Annotated in this window: 24 protein-coding genes; 16 read left to right on the forward strand and 8 right to left on the reverse strand. The window is 59.7% G+C overall.

Features of this window, described 5'->3' with window-relative positions; genetic code table 11:
- Window positions 1-61: 61 nt before the first annotated feature.
- Window positions 62-1063: an LLM class flavin-dependent oxidoreductase gene (locus tag ACQ4OE_RS13870; protein ID WP_122593204.1), complete on the reverse strand. Its 1002-nt coding sequence runs from the start codon at window positions 1061-1063 to the stop codon at window positions 62-64.
- Window positions 1064-1304: 241 nt separating this feature from the next.
- Here ACQ4OE_RS13870 and ACQ4OE_RS13875 point away from each other — a divergent pair, with 241 nt between their 5' ends.
- Window positions 1305-1736 carry an OsmC family protein gene (locus tag ACQ4OE_RS13875; RefSeq protein WP_122593202.1) on the forward strand — a complete coding sequence of 144 codons (432 nt, stop codon included), beginning with the start codon at window positions 1305-1307 and terminating at the stop codon, window positions 1734-1736.
- 222 nt (window positions 1737-1958) lie between these two features.
- Window positions 1959-2198, forward strand: a complete 240-nt coding sequence (locus tag ACQ4OE_RS13880; RefSeq protein WP_122593200.1) for a DUF1161 domain-containing protein — start codon at window positions 1959-1961, stop codon at window positions 2196-2198.
- A gap of 6 nt (window positions 2199-2204) precedes the next feature.
- On the opposite strand, the gene ACQ4OE_RS13885 is transcribed toward ACQ4OE_RS13880, so the two are convergent.
- Both ACQ4OE_RS13885 and ACQ4OE_RS13890 read right to left on the reverse strand, forming a co-directional pair.
- Complete coding sequence (locus ACQ4OE_RS13885; protein WP_430946952.1) at window positions 2205-2624, reverse strand: hypothetical protein; 420 nt, start codon at window positions 2622-2624, stop codon at window positions 2205-2207.
- Between the two features lie 39 nt (window positions 2625-2663).
- Complete coding sequence (locus ACQ4OE_RS13890) at window positions 2664-3086, reverse strand: hypothetical protein (RefSeq protein WP_122593196.1); 423 nt, start codon at window positions 3084-3086, stop codon at window positions 2664-2666.
- A 59-nt stretch (window positions 3087-3145) separates the two neighbouring features.
- Between ACQ4OE_RS13890 and ACQ4OE_RS13895 the strand changes: the two genes are divergently transcribed.
- Window positions 3146-4237, forward strand: a complete 1092-nt coding sequence (locus ACQ4OE_RS13895; protein WP_430946953.1) for an aminopeptidase — start codon at window positions 3146-3148, stop codon at window positions 4235-4237.
- Between the two features lie 96 nt (window positions 4238-4333).
- On the opposite strand, the gene ACQ4OE_RS13900 is transcribed toward ACQ4OE_RS13895, so the two are convergent.
- Both ACQ4OE_RS13900 and ACQ4OE_RS13905 read right to left on the reverse strand, forming a co-directional pair.
- Window positions 4334-4984 (reverse strand): HAD family hydrolase, encoded by a 651-nt coding sequence (locus ACQ4OE_RS13900; protein WP_430946954.1) that lies wholly within the window; start codon window positions 4982-4984, stop codon window positions 4334-4336.
- Window positions 4985-5013: 29 nt separating this feature from the next.
- Window positions 5014-5559, reverse strand: a complete 546-nt coding sequence (locus tag ACQ4OE_RS13905; RefSeq protein ID WP_430946955.1) for a gamma carbonic anhydrase family protein — start codon at window positions 5557-5559, stop codon at window positions 5014-5016.
- Window positions 5560-5647: 88 nt separating this feature from the next.
- Between ACQ4OE_RS13905 and prlC the strand changes: the two genes are divergently transcribed.
- From prlC to ACQ4OE_RS13920, 3 genes are all read left to right on the forward strand, one after another.
- Window positions 5648-7699, forward strand: a complete 2052-nt coding sequence (gene prlC / locus ACQ4OE_RS13910) for an oligopeptidase A (protein ID WP_122593189.1) — start codon at window positions 5648-5650, stop codon at window positions 7697-7699.
- The gene (locus ACQ4OE_RS13915) at window positions 7696-7989 is read left to right on the forward strand and encodes a YheV family putative zinc ribbon protein (protein WP_122593187.1); all 294 of its coding nucleotides are present in this window, start codon (window positions 7696-7698) and stop codon (window positions 7987-7989) included. Before prlC ends, ACQ4OE_RS13915 begins: the two co-directional genes overlap by 4 nt.
- A 112-nt stretch (window positions 7990-8101) precedes the next feature.
- Window positions 8102-10141 (forward strand): M3 family metallopeptidase, encoded by a 2040-nt coding sequence (locus ACQ4OE_RS13920; protein WP_430946956.1) that lies wholly within the window; start codon window positions 8102-8104, stop codon window positions 10139-10141.
- Here ACQ4OE_RS13920 and ACQ4OE_RS13925 read toward each other — a convergent pair whose 3' ends face one another.
- Window positions 10142-10786, reverse strand: coding sequence for a dual specificity protein phosphatase family protein (locus tag ACQ4OE_RS13925; RefSeq protein WP_430946957.1), 645 nt, complete (start codon window positions 10784-10786; stop codon window positions 10142-10144).
- 306 nt (window positions 10787-11092) lie between these two features.
- On the opposite strand from ACQ4OE_RS13925, the gene ACQ4OE_RS13930 reads away from it, so the two are divergent.
- The 6 genes from ACQ4OE_RS13930 to ACQ4OE_RS13955 all read left to right on the forward strand — a co-directional run bounded on the left by ACQ4OE_RS13930 (window position 11093) and on the right by ACQ4OE_RS13955 (window position 18657).
- Complete coding sequence (locus ACQ4OE_RS13930) at window positions 11093-11839, forward strand: gluconate 2-dehydrogenase subunit 3 family protein (RefSeq protein WP_430946958.1); 747 nt, start codon at window positions 11093-11095, stop codon at window positions 11837-11839.
- A 2-nt stretch (window positions 11840-11841) separates the two neighbouring features.
- Window positions 11842-13626 carry a GMC family oxidoreductase gene (locus tag ACQ4OE_RS13935; RefSeq protein ID WP_430946959.1) on the forward strand — a complete coding sequence of 595 codons (1785 nt, stop codon included), beginning with the start codon at window positions 11842-11844 and terminating at the stop codon, window positions 13624-13626.
- A 12-nt stretch (window positions 13627-13638) separates the two neighbouring features.
- Entirely contained in the window at window positions 13639-14940 is a 1302-nt protein-coding gene (locus ACQ4OE_RS13940) for a c-type cytochrome (RefSeq protein WP_430946960.1), read from the forward strand.
- Between the two features lie 74 nt (window positions 14941-15014).
- A complete protein-coding gene (locus ACQ4OE_RS13945; protein ID WP_430946961.1) occupies window positions 15015-16073 on the forward strand; it encodes a PA0069 family radical SAM protein in 1059 nt (352 codons plus the stop codon).
- A gap of 238 nt (window positions 16074-16311) precedes the next feature.
- Window positions 16312-17040: a carbonic anhydrase gene (locus ACQ4OE_RS13950; RefSeq protein ID WP_064116616.1), complete on the forward strand. Its 729-nt coding sequence runs from the start codon at window positions 16312-16314 to the stop codon at window positions 17038-17040.
- Window positions 17041-17130: 90 nt separating this feature from the next.
- Window positions 17131-18657 (forward strand): SulP family inorganic anion transporter, encoded by a 1527-nt coding sequence (locus ACQ4OE_RS13955; RefSeq protein WP_430946962.1) that lies wholly within the window; start codon window positions 17131-17133, stop codon window positions 18655-18657.
- A 136-nt stretch (window positions 18658-18793) separates the two neighbouring features.
- Here the strand turns inward: ACQ4OE_RS13955 and ACQ4OE_RS13960 are convergent, their stop codons facing one another.
- Window positions 18794-19426, reverse strand: coding sequence for a hypothetical protein (locus ACQ4OE_RS13960; RefSeq protein ID WP_122593171.1), 633 nt, complete (start codon window positions 19424-19426; stop codon window positions 18794-18796).
- Window positions 19427-19795: 369 nt separating this feature from the next.
- Here ACQ4OE_RS13960 and coxB point away from each other — a divergent pair, with 369 nt between their 5' ends.
- The 4 genes from coxB to ACQ4OE_RS13980 all read left to right on the forward strand — a co-directional run bounded on the left by coxB (window position 19796) and on the right by ACQ4OE_RS13980 (window position 24183).
- Window positions 19796-20923 (forward strand): cytochrome c oxidase subunit II, encoded by a 1128-nt coding sequence (gene coxB, locus ACQ4OE_RS13965; RefSeq protein WP_122593169.1) that lies wholly within the window; start codon window positions 19796-19798, stop codon window positions 20921-20923.
- An 82-nt stretch (window positions 20924-21005) separates the two neighbouring features.
- Window positions 21006-22592, forward strand: a complete 1587-nt coding sequence (gene ctaD / locus ACQ4OE_RS13970; protein WP_007911725.1) for a cytochrome c oxidase subunit I — start codon at window positions 21006-21008, stop codon at window positions 22590-22592.
- 126 nt (window positions 22593-22718) lie between these two features.
- Window positions 22719-23270 carry a cytochrome c oxidase assembly protein gene (locus ACQ4OE_RS13975; RefSeq protein WP_430946963.1) on the forward strand — a complete coding sequence of 184 codons (552 nt, stop codon included), beginning with the start codon at window positions 22719-22721 and terminating at the stop codon, window positions 23268-23270.
- Window positions 23271-23295: 25 nt separating this feature from the next.
- Window positions 23296-24183: a cytochrome c oxidase subunit 3 gene (locus ACQ4OE_RS13980; protein ID WP_122593163.1), complete on the forward strand. Its 888-nt coding sequence runs from the start codon at window positions 23296-23298 to the stop codon at window positions 24181-24183.
- Window positions 24184-24285: 102 nt separating this feature from the next.
- Here ACQ4OE_RS13980 and ACQ4OE_RS13985 read toward each other — a convergent pair whose 3' ends face one another.
- Window positions 24286-24489: a twin transmembrane helix small protein gene (locus ACQ4OE_RS13985; RefSeq protein WP_047299208.1), complete on the reverse strand. Its 204-nt coding sequence runs from the start codon at window positions 24487-24489 to the stop codon at window positions 24286-24288.
- Window positions 24490-24554: the final 65 nt, after the last annotated feature.

Consider the following 24554-nt stretch of genomic DNA (forward strand, 5'->3'; position numbering starts at 1 on the left):
AAAGCCGACGTGAAGGCGTCGGCTTTTTTGTGGGCGATGATTTCCCTGTGTGGGAGCTGCGTTAACCTTTCATGACCTGCGCCAGCAGTTCGTAGGAACGCACGCGATCAGCGTGCTCATACAAATCACTGGTAAAAATCAGCTCATCGGCCTGCGTCTGCTCGACCAGCACTTCGAGCTTGGCGCGGATCTTCTGCGGGCTGCCGACCATCGCCAGACCGAGGAAATCGCCGACGGCTTCGCGCTCATGAGGCAGCCACAGACCGTCCATGGTTTTCACCGGCGGACGCTGCACCAGGCTCTGCCCACGCATCAACGCTAGAATGCGCTGGTACACCGACGTCGCCAGGTAATCGGCTTGCTCATCGGTATCCGCCGCTACCAGCGGCACGCCGAGCATCACGTACGGTTTGTCGAGCACCGCCGACGGCTTGAAGTGATTGCGATAGACCCGAATCGCTTCGTGCATGAAGCGCGGGGCGAAATGCGAGGCAAAGGCGTACGGCAAACCGCGTTCACCGGCCAATTGCGCGCTGAACAGACTGGAGCCCAGCAGCCAGATCGGCACATTGGTGCCGGTGCCCGGCATCGCGATCACCCGTTGATCCGGGGTACGCGGGCCGAGGAAGCGCACCAGTTCGGCAACGTCTTCGGGGAAGTCATCAGCACTGCCGGAGCGCTCGCGGCGCAACGCACGGGCGGTCATCTGATCAGAGCCGGGCGCGCGGCCCAGGCCGAGATCGATTCGCCCCGGATACAGACTTTCCAGGGTGCCGAACTGCTCGGCGATCACCAGCGGCGCATGGTTGGGCAGCATCACGCCACCGGAACCAACACGGATGGTCGACGTTCCGCCCGCCAGATAGCCCAGCAAAACCGAGGTTGCGGAACTGGCGATGCCGTCCATGTTGTGGTGTTCAGCTACCCAGAAACGTGTGTAGCCAAACTTCTCGACGTGCTGGGCCAAGTCCAGCGAGTTGCGCAGCGACTGCGCCGGGCTGCCGTTCTCGCGAACCGGCACCAGATCGAGGGTGGAAAATTTTACGTCGGACAGTTGTTTCATGAACCTGCGTCTCCGAGTCGGGAGGCAGGTTGTTGATACGAACGAAAACCTGCCGAATTCATAAGCGTGTTTTATGCAATGAGGGCATATACCCGAGTTTCAATAGCCGAGTCGAAATTTCCTACTAAAAAAGTCAACGATTCAACCGGGCTGAACTTTGTTCCGCCGTCTATCCTCAGAAGCCTTGCAAGCAAAAACCACGACGACGCGGCGTTTCCGCGCCAGAGACGAGGAGGAAGACATGGCTATCGTGAAGAAAGCATCGGCACATTGGGCAGGTGATCTGAAAACCGGTATCGGCTCGATTTCCACTGAAACCGGCGTCCTCAGAGAAGCCCCTTACGGCTTCAAGGCGCGCTTCGAAGGCGGCAAGGGCACCAACCCGGAAGAACTGATCGGCGCGGCGCATGCCGGTTGTTTCTCCATGGCGTTCTCGATGATTCTCGGCGATGCGGGCCTCAAGGCCGACAGCATCGATACCAACGCAGAGGTGACCCTCGACCAGGTTGACGGCGGTTTCGCGATCACCGCGGTGAAGCTGATTCTCAAAGCAAAAATCCCGGGCGCGACGCAGGAGCAGTTTGAAGAGCTCAGCAACAAGGCCAAGGAAGGGTGCCCGGTTTCGAAAGTGTTGAATGCGAAGATTACCCTTGAGGCTTCGCTGGTCAGCTGATTCGGCGCTGGCCGCTCTGACGCCTTCGCGAGCAGGCTCGCTCCCACTTTGGAACGGTGTGATACACGATTCCCTGTGGGAGCGAGCCTGCTCGCGAATGCTTTTGGGATATGAAATCTGAAGTTGTGAGCGAAGTCAGAACCCTCGCTGTAAAAGTATGGTCGAATCAATGACAGCAGCTTCAGCGCACGCCCGTGCGCGCTGCCTCAGGGAGCTTCACTCATGAAACGTATCGGCTTGGCGATCCTCTGCAGTGCACTGGCCACCTCGGTAATTGCGGCACCTAAAGACTGCGAAGAACTCAGAAAAGAAATCGAAACCAAGATTCAGGCGAAAGCGATCCCTTCGTACACGCTGGAAATCATCACCGAGGAAGAGGCGAAGCAGCACGACTCAGCCATGATCGTTGGCTCCTGCGAAAACGGCACCAAGCGAATCATCTATCAGAAGAACGACAGCTGAGTCGCTTCAGATAATGCAGTTGTAGTCGTAGTCCTCGGCGACAATTTCACGCTTGACGTTGTAGAGCCTGGCGCTCGGAGTGAACGCCAGCGAACGACCCTCCAGCGTGTAACGTTGCCCGGCCTCGAAATGGTCGTAGCGGATATACAGGTAACACAACCGCTCCGCCGGGCCGGTCATCAGCGCCCCACCTCCGCCGAACACTTCGAAATCAAAGCGAACGCGAAGCTCATGACTGCCGGGCGTTACCTGAAAGAAACGCCCGTCGTTCAGGCGCTGCTGGTCGAGGCGCTCGGCCATCAGCAACTTGCCGCCCGGCGTCGGCGTTGAAAAGTCGACCCAGGCCATCTGCGGGTCGGCCGGCGGCAGCGGCGTCTGACAACCCGCCAGCAGGCTCGCAACGATTAAAAACGGCAACGTGCGCATGACGAATATCCAAGATCTGAATATTCAGCATAGCGCCAATCAGGTGCGCTGGCAGCCCGCCGGCGTACCTTGGCCTACGACGTTGCGCTGCTCGTCATAGAGCTTGGCCCATGGCCGGAAACCGATACTGCCGGCCTGTAGCTGATATCGCTGACCCGCGTTGAAGTCCTTGAATTTCACCCTCAACTGGCAATCACGCCACAGCGGTTCAGCGTCAGGGCCGATGTTGGTGGCCTCGACCGGAAATTGATACCTCACTTTCAGCTCATGACTACCGGGCTGCACTTCGAAATAACGTTTGTCGACTGCAGCCGTGGTATCGACTTGCAACGCCTGTAGCGCCGTGTCCTGTTGCCGGGCATCGAGATCGATCCAGGCTTGCGAGGGGTCCGGATCAGGCATTCCGAAATTGGCACAACCGGCCAGCGTCAGCAGGCCCCCTGACAGCATCAACATGCGCATAGCGGTGCTCCTTTAGGCGGGATAGTCTTGCCAGCAGACTCTCCGGGGGATTTCTTATTTTGATCAGGCCGTTTCCAAGCCATGGGTTACTTGATCGCGTTTTTCGGGTTTTGTTTCCGGGTGTGTTGTTTTTGTTGCTCAACGGTTGCGCCAGCGTCAGCTATTACAGCCAGTTGGCCAGCGGTCAGCTGCAATTGTTGCGGGCGCGCGAGCCGGTGGAAAAAGTCATCGCCGACCCTGGCCGCGATGCGAAATTGCGCACCCACTTGGCCCAGTCGCAAAAGGCTCGCGCGTTCGCCAGCGAGCATCTGCACCTGCCGGATAACCAGAGCTATCGCCTGTACGCCGACATTGGCCGGCCATTCGTGGTGTGGAACGTGTTCGCCACCCAGGAGTTTTCCCTGACGCCGCAGAACCATTGCTTCCCGATTGCCGGCTGCGTGGCCTATCGCGGTTACTACAGCCAGAGCGCGGCGCGCGGTGAAGCGGCGATCCAGCGTTTGCAGGGCATGGACGTGTCGATTGGCGGCGTCGAGGCGTATTCGACGCTCGGCTGGTTCAACGATCCGATCCTCAATTCGATGATGGGCTGGGGCGATGAGCGTCTGGCCACGCTGATTTTTCATGAGCTGGCGCACCAGCGCTTTTATGTGCAGGACGACACCGAGTTCAACGAGTCCTTTGCCACATATGTCGAGCAGGAAGGCACGCGCCAGTGGCGGGCGTTTCGCGGGTTACCGGCGGATACCGACTCGCGGCTCAAGCAGCGCGATCAGTTTATTGAGTTGGTGTTGGATACCCGCTCACGACTGGAGAAGCTGTATGCGCAGGCATTGCCGGTTGAGCAGATGCGCGAGCGCAAAGCTGCCGAGTTCGAGCAGTTTCGCCGGGATTACCGAGCCATGCGCGACAGCCAGTGGGCCGGCGACAAGCGTTATGACGCCTGGGTGAATGCGCCTTTGAACAATGCGCGGCTGTTGCCGTTTGGGCTGTATGACCAGTGGGTGCCGGCGTTTGCGGCGTTGTTCAGGCAGGTTGGGGGGGATTGGCTGAGGTTTTATGCGGAGGTTGAGCGGTTGGGCGGCCTGCCTGTTGCAGAACGCAAAGCGGCGCTGAAAGCGTTGGCAGACTCGTCAATCTCTGGCGGCTGACAGGCCGGCATCGCTAGCAGGGCTAGCTCCCACAGGGGATTTGCGTCGTACACACATCCAATGTGGGAGCCAGCCCTGCTGGCGATAGCTGAATGATCAGCGCCGCAGAAACGCCTGATGCAATTCATCCAGCGTTTCAAAGTGATAGGCCGGCGCTTCCGCATTCAGCTCTTCAAAACTGCCAAACCCATAGCCCACCGCCGCCGCATCCAGGCCATTGCTGCGAGCGCCAATCAGGTCATGCTTGCGGTCGCCGATCATCAGCGTATTCGCCGGATCCAGCCCTTCTTCTTGCAGCAGATGCGCAATCAGCTCGACCTTGTTGGTGCGCGTGCCGTCCAGCTCGCTGCCGTAGATCACCTTGAAGTGCCGGGCGAAATCGAAATGCCGGGCGATCTCACGGGCGAATTCCCATGGCTTGGATGTCGCGATGTATAGCTGCCGTCCTTGCCCGCTGAGGGTTTCCAGCAACGGAGTTACGCCGTCGAATACACGGTTTTCATACAGGCCGGTGACTTTGAAACGCTCACGATAGAAATTCACCGCCTGCCACGCCTTGGCTTCATCAAAGTCGTAGAACTGCATGAACGCCTGCAACAGTGGCGGACCGATGAAGTGTTCGAGTTTGGTCAGATCCGGTTCATCGATGCCGAGTTTGGCCAAGGCAAACTGGATGGAACGGGTGATGCCCTCACGCGGGTCAGTCAGGGTGCCATCGAGGTCGAACAGTACGGTTTGGTAATGCATGAGTATTCCTGAGCAGTCGCAAATTCGATTCAGAGTGTGTCGTAGCCTTCGGCCAGATGCAGGTCCTTGAGCTTTACGTAATTCGCCGCGCTGTAGGTGAAAAAGGCATTTTCCTTGTCGGTCAGCGGACGGATCTGTTTCACCGGGCTGCCCACATAAAGGAAGCCGCTCTCCAGACGTTTGCCCGGTGGCACCAGGCTGCCGGCGCCGATGATCACGTCGTCTTCAACCACCGCGCCGTCCATGACGATGCTGCCCATGCCGATCAACACGCGGCTGCCGACGCTGCAACCATGCAGCATGACTTTGTGGGCGATGGTCACGTCATCGCCGATCAGCAGCGGGAAGCCGTCGGGGTTGAACGGGCCGGCGTGGGTGATGTGCAACACGCAGCCGTCCTGCACGCTGGTGCGCGCACCGATACGGATGCGGTGCATGTCGCCGCGGATCACGGTCAGCGGCCAGACCGAGCTGTTCTCGCCAATTTCGACGTCGCCGATCACCACCGCCGAGCTGTCGACAAACGCGCCTTTGCTCAGGCTGGGGGTGTGGTTCTGGTACTTGCGAAGGGACACGATAATTTCTCTCTCTGTCGCCGATAGCTGCGGTGAGTGCCGATTGTAATTAAGATGGTTGCATGTTTCCCCAGCCAAGGTGCCAACCGTGAGCGTGAACAACCCTCTGCTGCAGTCCTACGACCTGCCACCGTTCTCCACGATCCGTGCCGAACACGTCCTGCCCGCCATCGAAACGATCCTGGCCGACAACCGCGCCGCCATTGCCGAAATCCTCAAGACTCAAGTTGAGAACCCTACCTGGGCCGGCCTGGTCTTGGCGATGGACGAACTCAATGATCGCTTGGGCGCTGCCTGGAGCCCGGTCAGCCACCTCAACGCCGTGTGCAACAGCGCCGAACTGCGCGAAGCCTACGAGTCGTGCCTGCCGGCCTTGAGCGCCTACTCCACCGAGATGGGCCAGAACCGCGAGCTGTTCCAGGCGTTTGAAGCACTGGCCAACAGCCCCGAAGCCGCCGGTTTCGACGTGGCGCAAAAGACTATTCTGGAACACGCCCTGCGTGACTTCCGTCTGTCGGGTATCGACCTGCCGGAAGCCGAACAGAAGCGCTACGCCGAAGTGCAAAGCAAACTGTCCGAGCTGGGCAGCCGCTTCTCCAATCAACTGCTCGACGCCACTCAAGCGTGGACCAAGCACGTCAGCGACGAAGCTGCCCTCGCCGGCCTGACCGATTCGGCCAAGGCGCAAATGGCGGCCGCCGCTCAGGCCAAAGGCCTCGACGGCTGGCTGATCACCCTGGAATTCCCGAGCTATTACGCGGTGATGACCTACGCCCAAGACCGGGCGCTGCGTGAAGAAGTCTACGCCGCCTACTGCACCCGCGCCTCGGATCAAGGCCCGAACGCCGGGCAGAATGACAACGGCCCGGTGATGGAAGAGATCCTCGACCTGCGTCAGGAACTGGCCAAACTGCTCGGTTTCGCCAGCTTCTCGGAGCTGAGCCTGGCCACCAAAATGGCCGAATCCAGCGATCAGGTTCTTAGCTTCCTGCGCGATCTGGCCAAGCGCAGCAAACCGTTCGCTGCGCAGGATCTGCAACAACTGCGCGCCTACGCCGCCGAACAGGGCTGCGCCGATCTGCAAAGCTGGGACAGCGGTTTCTACGGTGAAAAACTTCGCGAACAACGCTACAGCGTCGCTCAGGAAACCCTGCGCGCCTACTTCCCGATCGATAAAGTGCTGGGCGGTCTGTTCGCCATCGTTCAACGCCTGTACGGCATCGAAATCGCCGAGCAGAAAGGCTTCGACACCTGGCACCCGGATGTTCGCCTGTTCGAAATCAAGGAAAACGGTCAGCACGTCGGCCGCTTCTTCTTCGACCTCTACGCCCGCGCCAACAAGCGTGGTGGTGCGTGGATGGACGGCGCCCGCGACCGTCGTCGCACCGTCGACGGCGTGCTGCAAAGCCCGGTGGCCAATCTGGTGTGCAACTTCACCCCGGCCGACAGCGGCAAGCCTGCGCTGCTGACCCACGATGAAGTGACCACACTGTTTCACGAATTCGGTCACGGCCTGCATCACCTGCTGACCCGCGTTGATCACGCCGGCGTTTCCGGCATCAACGGTGTGGCCTGGGACGCGGTCGAGCTGCCAAGCCAGTTCATGGAAAACTGGTGCTGGGAGCCAGAAGGCCTCGCACTGATTTCCGGTCACTACGAAAGCGGCGAGCCGCTGCCTCAGGATCTGCTGGAAAAAATGCTCGCGGCGAAGAACTTCCAGTCCGGCCTGATGATGGTCCGTCAGCTCGAGTTCTCGCTGTTCGACTTCGAACTGCACGCCACCCACGGTGACGGCCGTAGCCCGCTGCAAGTGCTGGAAGGCGTGCGTGACGAGGTGTCGGTGATGCGTCCGCCCGCCTACAACCGCTTCCCGAACAGTTTCGCGCACATCTTCGCCGGCGGTTACGCGGCGGGTTACTACAGCTATAAGTGGGCTGAAGTGCTGTCGGCGGATGCCTTCTCGAAATTCGAAGAAGACGGCGTGCTCAATGCTGAAACCGGTCGCGCCTTCCGCGAGGCGATTCTGGCGCGCGGCGGTTCGCAGGCACCGATGGTGCTGTTCGTCGACTTCCGTGGCCGTGAGCCATCGATTGACGCACTCTTGCGCCACAGCGGCCTGAGTGAGGACGCGGCAGCATGAGTGAGGGGCCTGTGATTACCAAGAAGCGCTTTATCGCCGGGGCGGTATGCCCGGCGTGCAGCGAGCCGGACAAGTTGATGATGTGGAGCGAGGACGACGTTCCGCACCGCGAATGCGTGGCCTGCGGTTACGCCGACACGTTAAACGCGCAAGGTCTGTCCGTGCCCAAAGAGCTGGGCACGCGGGTCAACACCAGCGCGCTCGACAAGCCGGCGCCGGACAAGAACGTGCAAGCGGTGCAGTTCTTTCCGAATCCGAAACTGAAGAAAAAGCCTGACGAGCAGCACTGAGTCATTTCCACCTTTCACCGTTTCGGCGGTGGAAGGTGGTATCTGTCTACCACCTTCTCCCCGTGCTTCCTGACTAGTCTGGTTGTTTCCGCCAGACGTCAAGGAAGACGCCATGCCTGATTTCAATCCACTGCTACAACCCTGGGAATTGCCGCCCTTTTCCCGCGTGCGCGCCGAACATGTGGTGCCCGCGATCACCGCCATCATTGCCACCAACCGCCAGACCCTCAGCGATATCGTCGCCACGCAGACGGACATGCCCAATTGGGATGATCTGGTGATCGCGGTCGATGCAACCGATGCGCGCCTGGAAGAGGCGATCTCACTGATCGATGTGCTATCGATGGTCAGAACCGACGACACGGCCTGGCTCTTGGCCGCGAATGCGTGCAACACGATTGTCGAGGAGTACAAAGCGTGGAAGAAGGCGCATCAGGGCTTGTTTCGTGCCTATCAGGAACTCGAAAACAGTCCGATCGCACGCAACTTCGATGCCGCGCGCCAGGCGGCGTTGGCGAAAATCCTCCGCGAGTTTCGCCTCTGCGGGATTGAATTGCCCCTTGAGCGCCAACAGCAACTGGCGCGAGTGAATGGCCAGATCAGCCCGCTGCAAGGGCAGTTTCTCGACAATCTGGAAAAGGACAGCGCCCAGTGGCACAAACGCGTTGATGACATCAGCCTGCTCGAAGGACTGCCCTCAACGTTGCAACAGCATTTCGCACAACTGGCCAAAGCGGCGGGCCATGACGGCTGGTTGATCCCGCTGGATTTCAACACTCACCAACAGATCATGATGTATGCGCACAACCGTGCATTGCGCGAAGAGTATTTCCTCGCGTACTTCACCCGCGCCTCTGATCAAGCCCCGCATTCCGGCCTGCACGACAACGCTCCCCTACTGGAAACGCTGCTCACGCTGCGTCAGCAGAAAGCCCGGTTGCTGGGCTTCGACAACTTCGCGCAACTGCGTCAGGCCTCGTTATCCGGTGGATCGACGGCGCAGATCAAGGCCTTCCTCGAGCGGCAAATTGAGTTGAGTAAGCCGACGCGCCTCAAGGACACCGAGGCCCTCGATGCCTTCGCCCGTGAACGTGGCATCTCGGATGTACAGGGCTGGGATCAGGAATACCTCGTCGAGCAGCTTCGCGAGCAGCGATTCGGTAATGCCCTCAAAGACCTGCGCAATTATTTGCCGCTGGAAGGCACCCTGCGCCGACTGTGTCTGTTCTCGGAACGTATGTTCGGCGTGACGATTGTCGAGCAGCACGAATTCGAGCGCTGGCACGATCATGTGCGCTTGTTCGAAATCAGCGAACAGGGGCAGAGCCTCGGTCACCTCTACCTCGATCCATTCAAGCGCAGTAACGGATTGGACTTCGCCAGCACCTTCACCCTGCGTAATCGCCGGATCACCGCCGAAGGCAGGCCGGTGCTGCCCATCGCCCTGATGTCGTGCAATTTCACGCCACCAGCGGAGAATCAGCCGTGCCTGCTCGACCACCTTGATCTGCGGGTGTTATTCCATGAGTTCGGCCATTGTCTGCAGCAAATCCTGACGCGCTCGCCCCATCACGGACTTTCCGGCATCAGCCAATTGGCGCGCTCGACGGCGGAGTTCGCCGGACAACTGTTCGAGGGCTGGTGCCAGTCTCGCGAGTTTCTGTTGTGGCTGGGAGCGCATCATTCCACCGGCGTACGCTTGAGCGAAAGCCAAGTCGACGCGGTCTTGGCCGCTCTGCAAACCCAGGCGAGCCGACAGACCGCGATCCAGCTGACCTTCGCCCTGCTCGACTTCGAATTGCACACCCGCCATGGCGATGGCCGTGAAGTCGCGCAAGTATTCGAAGAGGTGCAACGACGAATCCCCCAGCTGAAGTTGCCGCCAAGTTGCCGCCTCGCCAACGGTTTCGACTACATGGTGACCGGCTACCAGGCCATGGTGTACGCCTATCTCTGGTCCGGCGTGCTGGCAACCGAAGTGTTCAAACGGTTCGAGGAGGATTGGGTGTTCAATCCCGAGACCGGTCGGGAGTTTCGCGAAACCTTCTTTTCGCCCGGGGATGCGCAATCGCTACTGACGGCGGTGCAAGCGTTTCTGGGGCATCCGGTCGATGCACTCTTCACACCGTCACCCGCCGCCGACGCAGATTGATTATTTGAGATTGACCGTCTGAAACCAGCTCTTCATCGAGCAAGTGGCGAACGCGCTGGTGCTGCAATCACCATTGGCGAGCGCGGTGCGCAGCTTGTCGACATCGGCCTGCATCACGTAGCGCACGCTGTCGCGGAAGTGGCCGCTTTCACCGAATCCGCCTTGGGTCATCTCGCTCAAGGCGTCTTCCTTGCTCCAGCCCTGCACGACCACTCGGTACATCGCCGCCATCAAACCGGTGCGGTCAGAGCCGTGCTTGCAATGCATCAACACCGGGCCGTCGGCTTCGGCGGCTTGAATGGCGCGCAGGGCTTTGAGCACGTCAGCATCGTCGACGTGGTTGGTGCGATACGGCAATTGCACTTGATGGATACCCGACTCGGACAACCAGCTGCTGTCGCCTTCCGGGAGGAAGTTGATCACCGTAGCGACCTTGAGATTCTTCAACAAAGGCACCGCGCCGCCATCGGGCAGTGCGCTGCGATAGAGCGTCGGCGACATTTGGAACAGGTTGTATTGCACTTCCACCGGTTGCGCCCACTCGGTCGGGCGAACCGGTGTGGCGGCGTCAGCCTGCGCCGGTATCCCGTGCAACAGCGCGACAAGCGATAAACACAAAGCAGGAAACAAACGCACTCGGGGCATGCTGGGTAGACCGTATCGGGATTCTTCAGTGAGAGAGGCCGCAGCTTCGACGTTGGGCGGTCAAAGCCCCGTGAGGCGCATGTCAAAGAAACGTGAATCTGCAGGGTTTCGTCGATTTCATCGGTTGAAACCGGTCTTTTTTCCAATGAATCGATTCATCCGGATGCTTAGCCTGCTACCATTTGTCACATCATGTTGCAGGCGTGTCCCGTTTTTTAAGGTCAAATCCGTTCCCGTCGCGACAACAAACCCTCAAGCCGTTCGCAGAAATGGCTGCAACCCTTAATGCCTGATGAGGTTCCCCCCATGTCTGATCAAGATCGAGACAACCCGCGGCGTGAGTTTTTACGCAAATCCCTGACTCTGATTCCCGTGGTCACCCTGGCCGGGACCGGTCTGGGCAGCAGCGTGCTGCAAGCGGCGCCCGAAGCTGCGCCGGCTGCGCCCGCGCCACAACCCGCTCGCACCGATGCCAGTGGCTACCAGCCGAGCTACTTCACCGCCGAAGAATGGGCGTTCATCAACGCCGCCGTCGCGCAGTTGATTCCCAACGATGCCCAAGGCCCGGGCGCGCTCGAAGCCGGCGTGCCGGAATACATCGACCGTCAGATGAACACGCCGTACGCCGCCGGCGCCCTTTGGTACATGCAAGGCCCGTTCAACGCCGACGCCCCGCCGGAAATGGGCTGGCAGAGCAAACTGGTGCCCAAAGAGATCTATCGCCTCGGCATCGCCGCCACGGATCAGTGGGCAAAATCCCTCAACGGTAAAGTATTTGCTGAGCAAGACAGCGCTACCCGAGACGATTTGCTTAAGCAACTGGAAGCTGGCAAGCCGCAATTCGATAGCGTTCCGGCGAAGATTTTCTTCAATCTGCTGCTGCAAAACACCAAGGAAGGGTTCTTCTGTGACCCGATCCATGGCGGCAACAAAGGCATGGTCGGCTGGACCATGATCGGCTTCCCCGGCGCCCGCGCCGATTTCATGGATTGGGTGGAACGCAACGAGCAATACCCCTTCCCGGCAGTTTCGATCCGCGGCGAGAGGGCGTAAGCATGGCAACGGTAATGAAGAAGGTAGATGCGGTTATCGTCGGTTTCGGCTGGACCGGCGCGATCATGGCCAAGGAACTCACCGAGGCGGGTCTCAACGTGCTGGCGCTGGAGCGCGGGCCGATGCAGGACACCTACCCCGACGGCAACTATCCGCAGGTGATCGACGAGCTCACCTACAGCGTGCGCAAAAAACTCTTTCAGGACATATCCAAAGAGACCGTCACCATTCGCCACAGCGTCAACGACATCGCTCTGCCGAACCGCCAGTTGGGTGCGTTCCTGCCGGGCAATGGCGTCGGCGGCGCCGGCCTGCACTGGTCGGGCGTGCACTTCCGGGTCGACCCGATCGAGTTGCGCATGCGCAGCCACTACGAAGAACGCTACGGCAAAAGCTTTATCCCCAAGGACATGACCATTCAGGACTTCGGCGTCAGCTATGAAGAGCTGGAGCCGTTTTTCGATTTCGCCGAAAAAGTCTTCGGCACTTCGGGTCAGGCGTGGACGGTGAAAGGTCAATTGGTCGGTCAGGGCAAGGGCGGTAACCCTTACGCGCCGGATCGCTCCAACCCGTTCCCGCTGGAAGCGCAGAAGAACACCGTGTCCGCACAGCTATTCGGCAAAGCGGCTACAGAGGTCGGTTACAAACCCTACAACCTGCCTTCGGCAAACACCTCCGGGCCATACACCAACCCTTACGGCGCGCAGATGGGTCCTTGCAACTTCTGCGGTTTCTGCAGCGGTTATGTTTGCTACATGTACTCCAAGGCCTCGCCGAACGTGAACATTCTGCCGGCGCTGAAGCCGCTGCCGAATTTCGAGCTGCGCGCCAACGCCCACGTGCTGCGGATCAACCTCGACAGCACCAAGAGCAAAGCCACCGGCGTCACCTACATCGACGCTCAGGGTCGTGAGATCGAGCAACCGGCGGACCTGGTGATCCTCGGCGCGTTCCAGTTGCACAACGTGCGTTTGCTGCTGCTCTCCGGCATCGGCAAACCGTACGACCCGAAGACTGGCGAAGGCGTCGTCGGGCGTAACTTCGCCTACCAGAACATGGCGACCATCAAGGCGTTCTTCGACAAGGACACCCACACCAACAACTTCATCGGCGCTGGCGGCAACGGCGTGGCGCTGGACGACTTCAACGCCGACAACTTCGACCACGGCCCGCACGGCTTCGTCGGCGGCTCGCCGATGTGGGTCAACCAAGCGGGCAGCCGACCGATTGCCGGCACCTCAAACCCGCCGGGCACACCGGCCTGGGGCAGTGACTGGAAACGCGCGACCGCCGATTACTACACCCACCAGGTGTCGATGGACGCCCACGGCGCGCATCAGTCCTACCGCGGCAACTACCTCGACCTCGACCCGGTGTACCGCGATGCCTACGGTTTGCCGCTGCTGCGGATGACCTTCGACTGGCAGGAAAACGACATCAAGATGAACCGCTTCATGGTCGAGAAAATGGGCAAGGTCGCCGAAGCGATGGGCCCAAAAGCCATTGCGGTAATCGGCAAGAAAGTCGGTGATCACTTCAACACGGCGGCTTATCAGACTACCCACCTCAACGGTGGCGCGATCATGGGCACCGATCCGAAGACCAGCGCCTTGAACCGCTACCTGCAAAGCTGGGACGTGCACAACGTCTTCGTTCCGGGCGCCTCGGCGTTCCCGCAGGGCCTGGGTTACAACCCGACCGGTCTGGTGGCTGCACTGACCTACTGGTCGGCGAAGGCAATCCGCGAGCAATACCTGAAAAACCCCGGCCCGCTGGTTCAGGCTTAAGGAGCGATGACCATGAAGAATTTCGTTATCGCGACGTTGGCACTGCTCGGCAGCGCCTCAATCCACGCGGCTGAAGTTGATCAGGCGTTGATCAAACAAGGCGAATACCTCGCCCGCGCCGGCGACTGCGTGGCCTGCCACACCGCCAAGAACGGCAAGCCGTTCGCCGGTGGCCTGCCGATGGAAACCCCGATCGGCACGATCTACTCGACCAACATCACCCCGGATAAAACCGGCGTCGGTGAATACAGCTTCGAGGATTTCGATCAGGCCGTGCGTCATGGTGTCGCCAAAAACGGCAGTACCTTGTACCCGGCGATGCCGTATCCGTCCTACGCGCGTGTCAGCGAAACCGACATGCAGGCGCTGTACGCTTACTTCATGCACGGCGTTGAACCGGTCGCGCAGGAGAACAAGGCCAGCGACATTCCGTGGCCGTTGAGCATGCGTTGGCCGTTGATGGGCTGGCGCTGGATGTTTGCGCCGAAGGTCGAGGACTATAAAGCGACAAGTACCGACCCGGTGATCGACCGTGGCGCCTATCTGGTTGAAGGCCTCGGCCATTGCGGTGCCTGCCATACGCCACGCGCGCTGACCATGCAGGAAAAATCCCTGAGCGCCGCTGACGGTGCAACCTTCCTCGCCGGCAGTGCGCCGCTGGAAGGCTGGATCGCCAAGAGTCTGCGCGGCGATCACAAGGATGGCCTCGGCGGCTGGAACGAGGAACAACTGGTGCAGTTCCTCAAGACCGGGCGCAGCGACCGCAGCGCTGTGTTTGGCGGCATGAGCGATGTGGTCACCCACAGCATGCAATACATGACCGACGCAGACCTGACCGCCATCGCCCGCTACCTCAAGTCTTTGCCGGCCAATGATCCCAACGATCAGCCGCATCAATACGATGAGAAAGCCGCCAAAGCCCTGTGGAACGGTGACGACAGCCAACGCGGTGCCTCGGTGTACATCGACAACTGCGCGGCGTGTCACCGCACCGACGGTCACGGCTACACGCGAGTGTTCCCGGCGCTGGCAGGCAATCCGGTGCTGCAATCGGATGACCCTACGTCGCTGATCAACATTGTGCTCAAGGGCGGTACGCTGCCGGCGACGCACACCGCCCCGTCCACGTTCACCATGCCCGGTTTCGCCTGGCGGCTGTCGGATCAGGAAGTCGCGGACGTGGTGAGTTTTATCCGTGGCAGTTGGGGCAATAAAGGCGCACCGGTGAAAGCCGCCGATGTCGCCAATTTGCGCAAGGACGATATGAAACACACCTCCGGCGATGACCTCGGTCAGGTGACGCAACACAACTGACCAGTCGCCCGACGGCACTAGCCAGATGTACAACGCCCCGATACTGTATATGCACACAGTATCGGGGCGTTTTCATGTCTACTCCATTGCCACCACGCGGACGCGGCACCGCGACCAACCCGCACAACCGCTTCGCGCCGCATCGCTCGGTGGCCGAGGATGACGGCTGGTACCAGGAAGTGCCCGAGACGCAAAACACCGAAGTGATGATCGAAACGGCGAAAACCATCATCACCCGCAACACTTCTCCGGATCTTCCCTTCGACCGTTCGATCAATCCTTACCGCGGCTGTGAACACGGCTGTATCTACTGCTACGCGCGACCCAGTCACGCCTATTGGGACATGTCGCCGGGGCTGGATTTCGAAACAAAGTTGATCGCCAAGACCAACGCTGCGCAAGTGCTGGAAGAACAGCTAAGCAAACGCGGCTATCAATGCGCGCCGATCAATCTGGGCTCCAACACCGATCCGTATCAGCCGATCGAACGCGAGCACAAGATCACTCGCCAGACCCTCGAAGTGTTGCTGCGCTACAAGCATCCGGTGACGATTATCACCAAAGGCTCACTGATCCTGCGCGACCTCGACCTGCTCACCGAGCTGGCGCAGCAGCGGCTGGTGGCAGTGATGATCAGCCTGACCACCTTGGACGACGAACTTAAACGCATCCTCGAACCTCGTGCAGCGGCGCCGAAAGCACGATTGCGGGCGATCCGGGTGATGCGCGAGGCGGGGATTCCGGTCGGCGTGCTGTGTTCGCCGATGATTCCGATGATCAACGACAGCGAGATCGAAAACCTGCTCACCGAAGCCCATGCCGCCGGGGCGCAAAGTGCGGCGTACATGATGCTGCGCCTGCCGCTGGAAGTGGCGCCGTTGTTTGAAGAATGGCTGGCGGCGCACTATCCGCAACGCGCCGCGCACGTGCTGAGTCTGATTCGCCAGAGCCGTGGCGGCGAGCTCTACGACAGTCGTTTTGGCGCACGCATGCGCGGCGAAGGACCGTTCGCCGACCTGCTCGCGCAACGATTCGCCAAGGCCATTAAACGTCTTGGCCTTAATCACCGCGAAGGCTACAACCTCGACTGCACGGCCTTCTGTCCGCCGGGTCGCCAGATGTCGCTGATTTAGCGACAATTAGCCTATGGTTGAGGGGTTGGAATCCTTCCGCCGAAATCACCCAGTCACGTTTTTTGTGACCTGGAACACACGTTCTAGAGCGTTTGATTCAGTTTGAGTTAAGTTTCGGCGGCTACCTTGTTCATCGAGTGACTGACGGGTCGGGATGACCCGGATGTTTTAAACAGCCACTGGCTTCATACCGGAATACATGGGAACGACTCCCCTAATCCGCCAAAGAGGATGAATCATGAGTGACAAGGATAAACAGCCGTTGGCTGCGTCGGCGCAAACCCCTGAAGCGGAATCCGCCGATGCAGCGCTGCGACAGATCGTAGACGGCTTTTTGCATTTTCATCATGAGGTCTTCCCGCAGCAGGAAGAACTCTTCAAGAAACTCGCCACGGCCCAGGCGCCAAAAGCGATGTTCATCACCTGCGCCGATTCGCGCATCGTCCCTGAGCTGATCACCCAGAGTTCCCCGGGCGATCTGTTCGTGACCCGTAACGTCGGCAACGTTGTCCCGCCTTACGGCCAGATGAACGGCGGCGTTTCCACCGCGATCGAATACGCGGTGCTGGCCCTCGGCGTGCAGCACATCATCATCTGCGGCCACTCCGATTGCGGCGCCATGCGTGCGGTGCTCAACCCGGACAGCCTGGAAAAAATGCCGACGGTCAAAGCCTGGCTGCGCCACGCCGAAGTCGCGAAAACCATGGTGCATGACAACTGTCACTGCGCCGACGAAAAAGAAAGCATGCCGATCCTCACCGAGGAAAACGTCATCGCCCAATTGCAGCACTTGCGTACCCATCCTTCGGTAGCCTCGCGCATGGCGAACGGTCATCTGTTCATCCATGGCTGGGTCTACAACATCGAAACCAGCGAAATCAAAGCTTACGACGCGGACCAGGGACGCTTCCTGCCGCTCGATGGCAGCCATCCGATTCCGGTGGCGACGCCCAAAGCGCGCTTCTAAATCCTCCTAAACATCTGTGTGGTTTGACGCCGGTCGCTGATTCAGCGGCCCGGCCTTGCCATGCCTGAAGAAAACTTCGGGAGAATCGCCATGCGTGCGGCTCAATTGAAAGCGGTGTTGCCACGGGAGCTGCTCGCTTCAGTGGTTGTGTTTCTGGTCGCCCTGCCGCTGTGCATGGGCATTGCAATTGCCTCAGGGTTGCCGCCGGCCAAGGGGCTGATCACCGGGATCATCGGTGGTCTGGTGGTCGGTTGGCTGGCAGGTTCGCCGTTGCAGGTCAGCGGGCCGGCGGCGGGTCTGGCGGTGTTGGTCTTCGAACTGGTGCGCCAGCACGGCATCGAGATGCTCGGGCCGATTCTGCTGCTCGCCGGTTTTCTGCAATTGGTCGCCGGGCGCTTGAAGCTCGGGTGCTGGTTTCGGGTTACGGCGCCAGCGGTGGTGTACGGCATGCTCGCCGGAATCGGCGTGTTGATCGTGCTGTCGCAGGTGCATGTAATGCTCGATGCAGCGCCCAAGCCGTCCGGGCTGGATAACCTCGCGGCGTTTCCGGCAGCGGTGGCGCAAGCCTTACCGTCGTTCGGCTGGCAGGCCGGACTGCTCGGGCTGTCGACGATTGCGGTGATGTGGCTGTGGGAAAAATTCCGTCCGCATTCGCTGCGTTTTATTCCCGGCGCGCTGCTCGGGGTGGGACTGGCGACGGTTGCCAGTTTGATGCTGGCCTTACAGGTCAAACGTGTGGAAGTGCCGGCGAATCTGGCGGAAGCCATCGATTGGTTGAAGCCGGCAGACCTGCTCAGCCTGGCTGATCCAACGCTGCTGATCGCCGCGTTCGCGGTGGCGTTTATCGCCAGTGCGGAAACCCTGTTATCCGCCGCTGCGGTGGATCGCATGCACAGCGGCGTGCGTTCAGACTTTGACCGTGAACTGTCAGCGCAAGGCGTCGGCAACATGCTCTGCGGTCTGGTCGGCGCGCTGCCGATGACCGGGGTGATCGTGCGCAGTTCGGCTAACGTCCAGGCCGGTGCGACCACGCGTTATTCGACGATCTTCCATGGCCTGTGGCTGCTGGCATTCGTGCTGTTGTTGTCGAGCGTGCTGCAGAGCATTCCGGTGGCGAGTCTGGCGGGGGTGCTGGTGTACACCGGTTTCAAACTGGTCGATTTGAAAGCCTTCCGTGGTTTGAGCCGTTATGGGCGGATGCCGATGTTCACCTACGCGGCGACGGCGCTGGCGATCATCTTCACCGACCTGTTGATCGGTGTGCTGCTCGGCTTCGGTCTGACCCTGCTGAAGCTGGCGTTCAAGGCCTCGCGGCTGAAGATCAGCCTGATCGACCTGCCGCAGGACGGTGAGATGGAATTGCGTCTGGTCGGTGCGGCGACGTTCCTCAAGGTGCCGGCGCTGACGCAAGTGCTGGGCAGTATTCCGGTGGGCACGACGGTGCATGTGCCGCTCAATAATCTGAGCTACATCGACCATTCGTGTCTGGAGTTGCTGGAGGAATGGGGCCGGGCGAATGCGGCGAAGGGCTCGAAGCTGCTGATTGAGTCGCGCGGGCTGAAGCGCAGGCTTGAGGGGCGGATTCGGACCACCACCGGGATCGGCGCGGCTGGCTAACCAACTGTTTTTGAGAACAACCCCTGTGAGAGCGAGCTTGCTCGCGAAAGCGGTACATCAGTCAACGCAGATGTTGAATGGTCGAACGCATTCGCGAGCAGGCTCGCTCCCACATTGGATCCAGGGCGTATGAGGGTTACGCAGCAGGCTGATCCAGCTCCAGGCCCACACCCAGTCGGCGACCCATGCACGGCCAGCGTTTCCACGCGGCGCCGGTGTCCGGGCTGCTGAGTTTGTCGCGGTAGGCTTCTACCGATTCCAGCGCAAAGCTGTCGTCGTCGAGCATGCTGTCTACCGCGTGGTGCACGACTTCATCCAGTTCGTTGGCAAATTTCTCACCGAGCAACTGGTGAGCAATCAGGTTGGCGACCGTCATGTCCAAGGGGATCAGTGGCTGGCCGAAATGTTTGATGTACAGGTCATTGACCTCTTCGACAAAACGGTGCGCCAGATAGGCCTCGTCCAGCAGATGTTCCAGGCCAACAGGAGGCTGGAGGAAATACTGCTCGGCGATTTTCAACACCGGTTTGATCTGTGACTCGATTCCCGCTTCCCTGGCGACTTCATTGGCTGCGTCCAGCAGGTCAGGTACTTCATCGATGTAGGCTTCGACAAAACGCGTCAGTACAGCCTTGGCATCCGTCTCCGGCAATTGGATCGACGGGTGCAGGTGAGGCAGTTGTTCTTCCAGCTGACGGGTCAGCCGTCCGGTTTCGTTTTCGTGTTGTCGGGCTTTTTGGATCTGCTCGCGCAATGCGGCGGTGTTCATGAAAACTCCAGGGAACAAGGCAATGAAATAGGGAAGACATAAGTTAGCTGGCTTACGAAAAATGCTAAGACGCATTTGTCATAATTATTTCATCCTTGATGCGCCGGCGTTATATCGATTAGCCACCTCTCGTCTGCATCCTTCTCCATTCGTGACCTTGAACGCAAGTGCCAGCTGTTTCAGATGATTTGCCACGGCACATTGCAATTCTCCGACGCTGTCTATACTCGCCAATGAATGGAGTTAGCTGATGACGCCCGACTGCACCCGCAGCAAGGCCCGGCGATTCAAGTTCGTAGTCTGATGCAGCCGCTCCCTTGCCGCAGGCGAAAGCCGGCGGGATAACAAGAACGATAAGGGGAACCCGCAATGATGCGACATCCACACGTCTGGATGGGCCTCCTGTTGTGGTCGATTTTCAGCCCGGCACACGCTGCCTGGACTGTGAATATGGCGCCTGGAGCGACTGAAATCAGTCACGCAGTATTCGACCTGCACATGACCATTTTCTGGATCTGTGTGGTGATCGGGATCATCGTCTTCGGCGCCATGTTCTGGTCGATGATGGTGCACCGCCGTTCTACCGGGCAGGTCGCCGCAAAATTCCACGAAAGCACCACCGTCGAAATTCTCTGGACCGTCGTACCGCTGCTGATTCTGGTGGCGATGGCCGTGCCGGCGACCGCCACCCTGATCAAGATGTACGACACCAGTGAGCCGGATATCGATATCCAGATCACCGGATATCAGTGGAAGTGGCACTACAAATACCTGGGCCAGGACGTTGAGTTCTTCAGCAACCTGGCCACCCCCGCCGACCAGATCCACAACAAGGAAGCCAAGGGCGAGCATTACCTGCTCGAGGTCGACAAGCCGTTGGTGCTGCCAACCGGCGCCAAGGTGCGCTTCCTCGTGACCTCCGCCGACGTTATCCACTCCTGGTGGGTGCCGGCCTTCGCGGTCAAGCGCGATGCGATCCCGGGGTTCGTCAACGAGGCGTGGACGCGCATCGACAAGCCCGGCATTTACCGCGGCCAGTGCGCCGAATTGTGCGGCAAGGATCACGGCTTCATGCCGATCGTGGTCGAGGTCAAGGACAAGGCCGACTACGACAAGTGGCTCGCCGACCGTAAAGCCGAAGCCGCGCAGCTCAAAGAGCTGACCAGCAAGGAATGGACCCTCGACGAACTCAAGGAACGTGGCGACAAGATCTACCACACCACTTGCGTCGCCTGTCACCAGGCCGAAGGCCAGGGCCTGCCGCCGATGTTCCCGGCGCTCAAAGGCTCGAAAATCGCCACCGGACCGAAAGAAGGCCACTTGAGCATTGTCTTCCATGGCAAGCCCGGCACCGCCATGGCGGCGTTCGGCAAGCAACTGTCGGAAGTCGATATCGCAGCGGTCGTGACCTACGAACGTAACGCCTGGGGCAACAACAAGGGCGACATGGTCACGCCAAAAGAAGTGCTGGAGCTGAAACAGGCGGAAAGCAAATGAGCCGGTCTATCGCGTACTTCGTGAACCGGTCGGGGCAGCGCGCCCCGGCCTGCCCCGTCCACTCACGTAAAGGAGACCGGCCATGAGCGCTGTCATCGATGACCACGGTCATGCCGACCACGCCCACGGCCCCGCCAAAGGCCTGATGCGCTGGGTGCTGACCACCAACCACAAGGACATCGGCACGCTGTATCTGTGGTTTGCGTTCTCCATGTTCCTGCTCGGCGGTACGTTCGCGATGGTCATTCGCGCCGAACTGTTTCAGCCGGGGCTGCAAATCGTCGAGCCGGCGTTCTTCAACCAGATGACCACCATGCACGGTCTGGTGATGGTCTTCGGTGCGGTGATGCCGGCCTTCGTCGGCCTCGCCAACTGGATGATCCCGTTGATGATCGGCGCGCCGGACATGGCCCTGCCACGGATGAACAACTTCAGCTTCTGGCTGTTGCCGGCGGCGTTCCTGATCCTGGTGTCGACCCTGTTCACCCCCGGTGGCGGGCCGAACTTCGGCTGGACGTTCTACGCGCCGCTGTCGACCACTTACGCGCCGGAAAGCGTGACCTTCTTCATCTTCGCCATCCACTTGATGGGCATCAGTTCGATCATGGGCGCGATCAACGTGGTCGCAACCATCCTCAACCTGCGCGCCCCCGGCATGACCCTGATGAAAATGCCGCTGTTCGTCTGGACCTGGCTGATCACCGCGTTCCTGCTGATTGCAGTGATGCCGGTGCTGGCCGGGTGCGTGACGATGATGCTGATGGACATCCACTTCGGCACCAGTTTCTTCAGCGCTGCCGGTGGCGGTGACCCGGTGTTGTTCCAGCATGTGTTCTGGTTCTTCGGGCACCCCGAGGTGTACATCATGATTCTGCCGGCCTTCGGCGCGGTCAGCTCGATCATCCCGACCTTTTCGCGCAAGCCGCTGTTTGGCTATACCTCGATGGTCTACGCGACGGCGAGCATCGCCTTCCTGTCGTTCATCGTCTGGGCGCACCACATGTTCGTGGTCGGCATTCCGTTGGTGGGCGAGCTGTTCTTCATGTACGCGACGCTGCTGATCGCGGTGCCGACCGGCGTGAAAGTGTTCAACTGGGCCAGCACCATGTGGCAAGGCTCGCTGACCTTCGAGACGCCGATGCTGTTTGCCGTGGCGTTCGTGATCCTGTTCTCCATCGGCGGTTTCTCCGGGCTGATGCTGGCCATCGCCCCGGCGGACTTCCAGTATCAGGACACCTACTTTGTGGTCGCGCACTTCCACTACGTGTTGGTGCCGGGAGCAATCTTCGGGATCTTCGCGTCGACCTATTACTGGCTGCCGAAATGGACCGGCCACATGTACGACGAAACCCTCGGCAAGCTGCATTTCTGGCTGTCGTTCGTCGGCATGAACCTGACGTTCTTCCCGATGCACTTCGTGGGACTGGCGGGAATGCCGCGACGGATTCCGGACTACAACCTGCAGTTCGCCGACTTCAACATGGTCTCGTCGATTGGTGCGTTCATGTTTGGCGCGACGCAGATTTTCTTCCTGTTCATTGTGATCAAGACCATACGCGGCGGCCCGCCAGCACCGGCCAAACCGTGGGATGGCGCGGAAGGTCTGGAGTGGAGCGTGCCATCACCGGCGCCGTATCACACCTTCACTACACCGCCGGAAGTGAAATGAACACGGATCTCCCTGTGGGAGCGAGCCTGCTCGCGAAGAACGATGACGCGGTTTATCTGATGCACCGAGTTGTCTGCTTCGCGAGCAGGCTCGCTCCCACAAGGGATCTGGAGCGAGGCATCAACCATGGCTGACTCGATCTCGACGAAAAAACTCGTCACCCGCCTGCTGGGTGTCGTGGTGGCGATGTTTGTCTTCGGTTTTGCCCTGGTGCCGATCTACGACGTGATGTGCAAAGCCTTCGGTATCAACGGCAAGACCGCCGGGCAGTACGAGGGCGAGCAAGTGGTCGACACTTCGCGCCAGGTGCGCGTGCAGTTTCTCTCGACCAACAACGTCGACATGCCGTGGGATTTTTATCCCAAACATGACGAACTCACCGCCAACCCTGGTGCAGTCAACGAAATGATCTTCATCGCGCGCAACCCCACCGACAAACCGATGAGCGCGCAAGCCGTGCCGAGTATCGCGCCGAGCAACGCGGCGGCGTATTTCCACAAGACCGAGTGCTTTTGCTTTACCCAGCAGGTGCTGCAGCCCGGTCAGCAGATCGAGATGCCGGTGCGTTTCATTGTTGACCGCGACATGCCCAAGGATGTGAAGCACCTGACGCTGTCCTACACGCTGTTCGATATCACCGCCCGACATCCACCGGTGGCAGTAAACACTGGCGGTTGAGCGTGCCCGATAAGGAGAACAATAAATGGCAACTCATGAGCACTATTACGTTCCGGCCCAGAGCAAATGGCCGATCATCGCCACCTTCGGCATGGCCATTACCGTGTACGGCCTCGCCGTCTGGTTCAACGATCTGAAGGCGACGCGCCCGGAATCCCACGGCCCGTACATCTTTTTCGTCGGTGGCCTGTTGCTGGCGTACATGCTGTTCGGCTGGTTCGGGGCGGTGATCAAGGAAAGCCGTGCGGGACTCTACAGCGCGCAGCTGGATCGCTCGTTTCGCTGGGGCATGAGTTGGTTCATCTTCTCCGAGGTGATGTTCTTCGTCGCCTTCTTCGGCGCGCTGTTTTATGTGCGCCACGTGTCCGGGCCGGCACTCGGTGGCGAAGGGCCGAAAGGCATCGCGCACATGCTGTGGCCAAACTTCCAGTTCACCTGGCCGCTGCTGCACACGCCAGATCCAAAACTGTTCCCGCCACCCAAGGACGTCATCAGCCCGTGGGGCCTGCCGCTGATCAACACGATTTTGCTGGTCAGCTCCAGCGTGACCATCACCATCGCCCACCATGCCTTGAAGAAGGGTCATCGCGGCGCACTGAAAATCTGGCTGGCGATCACCGTGTTGCTCGGCTGCGCGTTTCTCGGTTTTCAGGCTGAGGAATACATTCACGCCTACCACGAACTGGGCCTGACCCTCGGCTCGGGCATTTATGGCGCAACGTTCTTCATGCTCACCGGGTTCCACGGCGCCCACGTGACCATCGGCACGATCATTCTGTTTGTGATGCTGATGCGGATCATGAAGGGCCACTTCGACAACGAGCACCAGTTCGGCTTCGAAGCGGCGAGCTGGTATTGGCACTTCGTCGACGTGGTGTGGATCGGCCTCTTTATCTTCGTTTACGTACTTTAACAACAGCTGCAAGCCACAACAAAAGCTGCGAGCTGCAAGCTTCAAGGCAAAGCGGTAAGACTTTTAACTTGTGGCTTGCCGCTTGCCACTTGCAGCTAGTGTCTACCACGTCACGTGGGACACCAATTGGCCGCTGTAAAAGCCCCAGGCGATCAAGCCGACGGTGCCAGCGGCCAGTGCCACCCGAACACTCAAGGCGATGACCAGGCGATTGGAACTGCTGTCGTCCTTGACCAGGAAAAACAGGCCGCTGAACAGGCTGATCACCGTGGCAATCAGCATCAGGACGATCGCTGTTTTGAGCATGGGAAGAACTCCGGGGGACAGGCGATGCAATTGAGTATAGCGATCGCAATGACTGAATTTGTGGC

This window comes from Pseudomonas sp. WC2 (genome assembly GCF_050586545.1).
Classification (GTDB): Bacteria; Pseudomonadota; Gammaproteobacteria; order Pseudomonadales; family Pseudomonadaceae; genus Aquipseudomonas.

Bases quoted from the DNA above. Each gene is read 5' to 3' on its own strand.
- ACQ4OE_RS13930 (WP_430946958.1), top strand. From the start codon at position 11,093: ATGTCTGATCAAGATCGAGACAACCCGCGGCGTGAGTTTTTACGCAAA.
- ACQ4OE_RS13925 (WP_430946957.1), bottom strand. From the start codon at position 10,786: ATGCCCCGAGTGCGTTTGTTTCCTGCTTTGTGTTTATCGCTTGTCGCG.
- ACQ4OE_RS13900 (WP_430946954.1), bottom strand. From the start codon at position 4,984: ATGCATTACCAAACCGTACTGTTCGACCTCGATGGCACCCTGACTGAC.
- ACQ4OE_RS13975 (WP_430946963.1), top strand. From the start codon at position 22,719: ATGGCTGACTCGATCTCGACGAAAAAACTCGTCACCCGCCTGCTGGGT.
- ACQ4OE_RS13920 (WP_430946956.1), top strand. From the start codon at position 8,102: ATGCCTGATTTCAATCCACTGCTACAACCCTGGGAATTGCCGCCCTTT.
- ACQ4OE_RS13880 (WP_122593200.1), top strand. From the start codon at position 1,959: ATGAAACGTATCGGCTTGGCGATCCTCTGCAGTGCACTGGCCACCTCG.
- ACQ4OE_RS13935 (WP_430946959.1), top strand. From the start codon at position 11,842: ATGGCAACGGTAATGAAGAAGGTAGATGCGGTTATCGTCGGTTTCGGC.
- coxB (WP_122593169.1), top strand. From the start codon at position 19,796: ATGATGCGACATCCACACGTCTGGATGGGCCTCCTGTTGTGGTCGATT.
- ACQ4OE_RS13890 (WP_122593196.1), bottom strand. From the start codon at position 3,086: ATGCGCATGTTGATGCTGTCAGGGGGCCTGCTGACGCTGGCCGGTTGT.
- ACQ4OE_RS13955 (WP_430946962.1), top strand. From the start codon at position 17,131: ATGCGTGCGGCTCAATTGAAAGCGGTGTTGCCACGGGAGCTGCTCGCT.
- ctaD (WP_007911725.1), top strand. From the start codon at position 21,006: ATGAGCGCTGTCATCGATGACCACGGTCATGCCGACCACGCCCACGGC.
- ACQ4OE_RS13945 (WP_430946961.1), top strand. From the start codon at position 15,015: ATGTCTACTCCATTGCCACCACGCGGACGCGGCACCGCGACCAACCCG.
- ACQ4OE_RS13960 (WP_122593171.1), bottom strand. From the start codon at position 19,426: ATGAACACCGCCGCATTGCGCGAGCAGATCCAAAAAGCCCGACAACAC.
- ACQ4OE_RS13950 (WP_064116616.1), top strand. From the start codon at position 16,312: ATGAGTGACAAGGATAAACAGCCGTTGGCTGCGTCGGCGCAAACCCCT.
- ACQ4OE_RS13870 (WP_122593204.1), bottom strand. From the start codon at position 1,063: ATGAAACAACTGTCCGACGTAAAATTTTCCACCCTCGATCTGGTGCCG.
- ACQ4OE_RS13915 (WP_122593187.1), top strand. From the start codon at position 7,696: ATGAGTGAGGGGCCTGTGATTACCAAGAAGCGCTTTATCGCCGGGGCG.
- ACQ4OE_RS13980 (WP_122593163.1), top strand. From the start codon at position 23,296: ATGGCAACTCATGAGCACTATTACGTTCCGGCCCAGAGCAAATGGCCG.
- ACQ4OE_RS13875 (WP_122593202.1), top strand. From the start codon at position 1,305: ATGGCTATCGTGAAGAAAGCATCGGCACATTGGGCAGGTGATCTGAAA.
- ACQ4OE_RS13985 (WP_047299208.1), bottom strand. From the start codon at position 24,489: ATGCTCAAAACAGCGATCGTCCTGATGCTGATTGCCACGGTGATCAGC.
- ACQ4OE_RS13885 (WP_430946952.1), bottom strand. From the start codon at position 2,624: ATGCGCACGTTGCCGTTTTTAATCGTTGCGAGCCTGCTGGCGGGTTGT.
- ACQ4OE_RS13940 (WP_430946960.1), top strand. From the start codon at position 13,639: ATGAAGAATTTCGTTATCGCGACGTTGGCACTGCTCGGCAGCGCCTCA.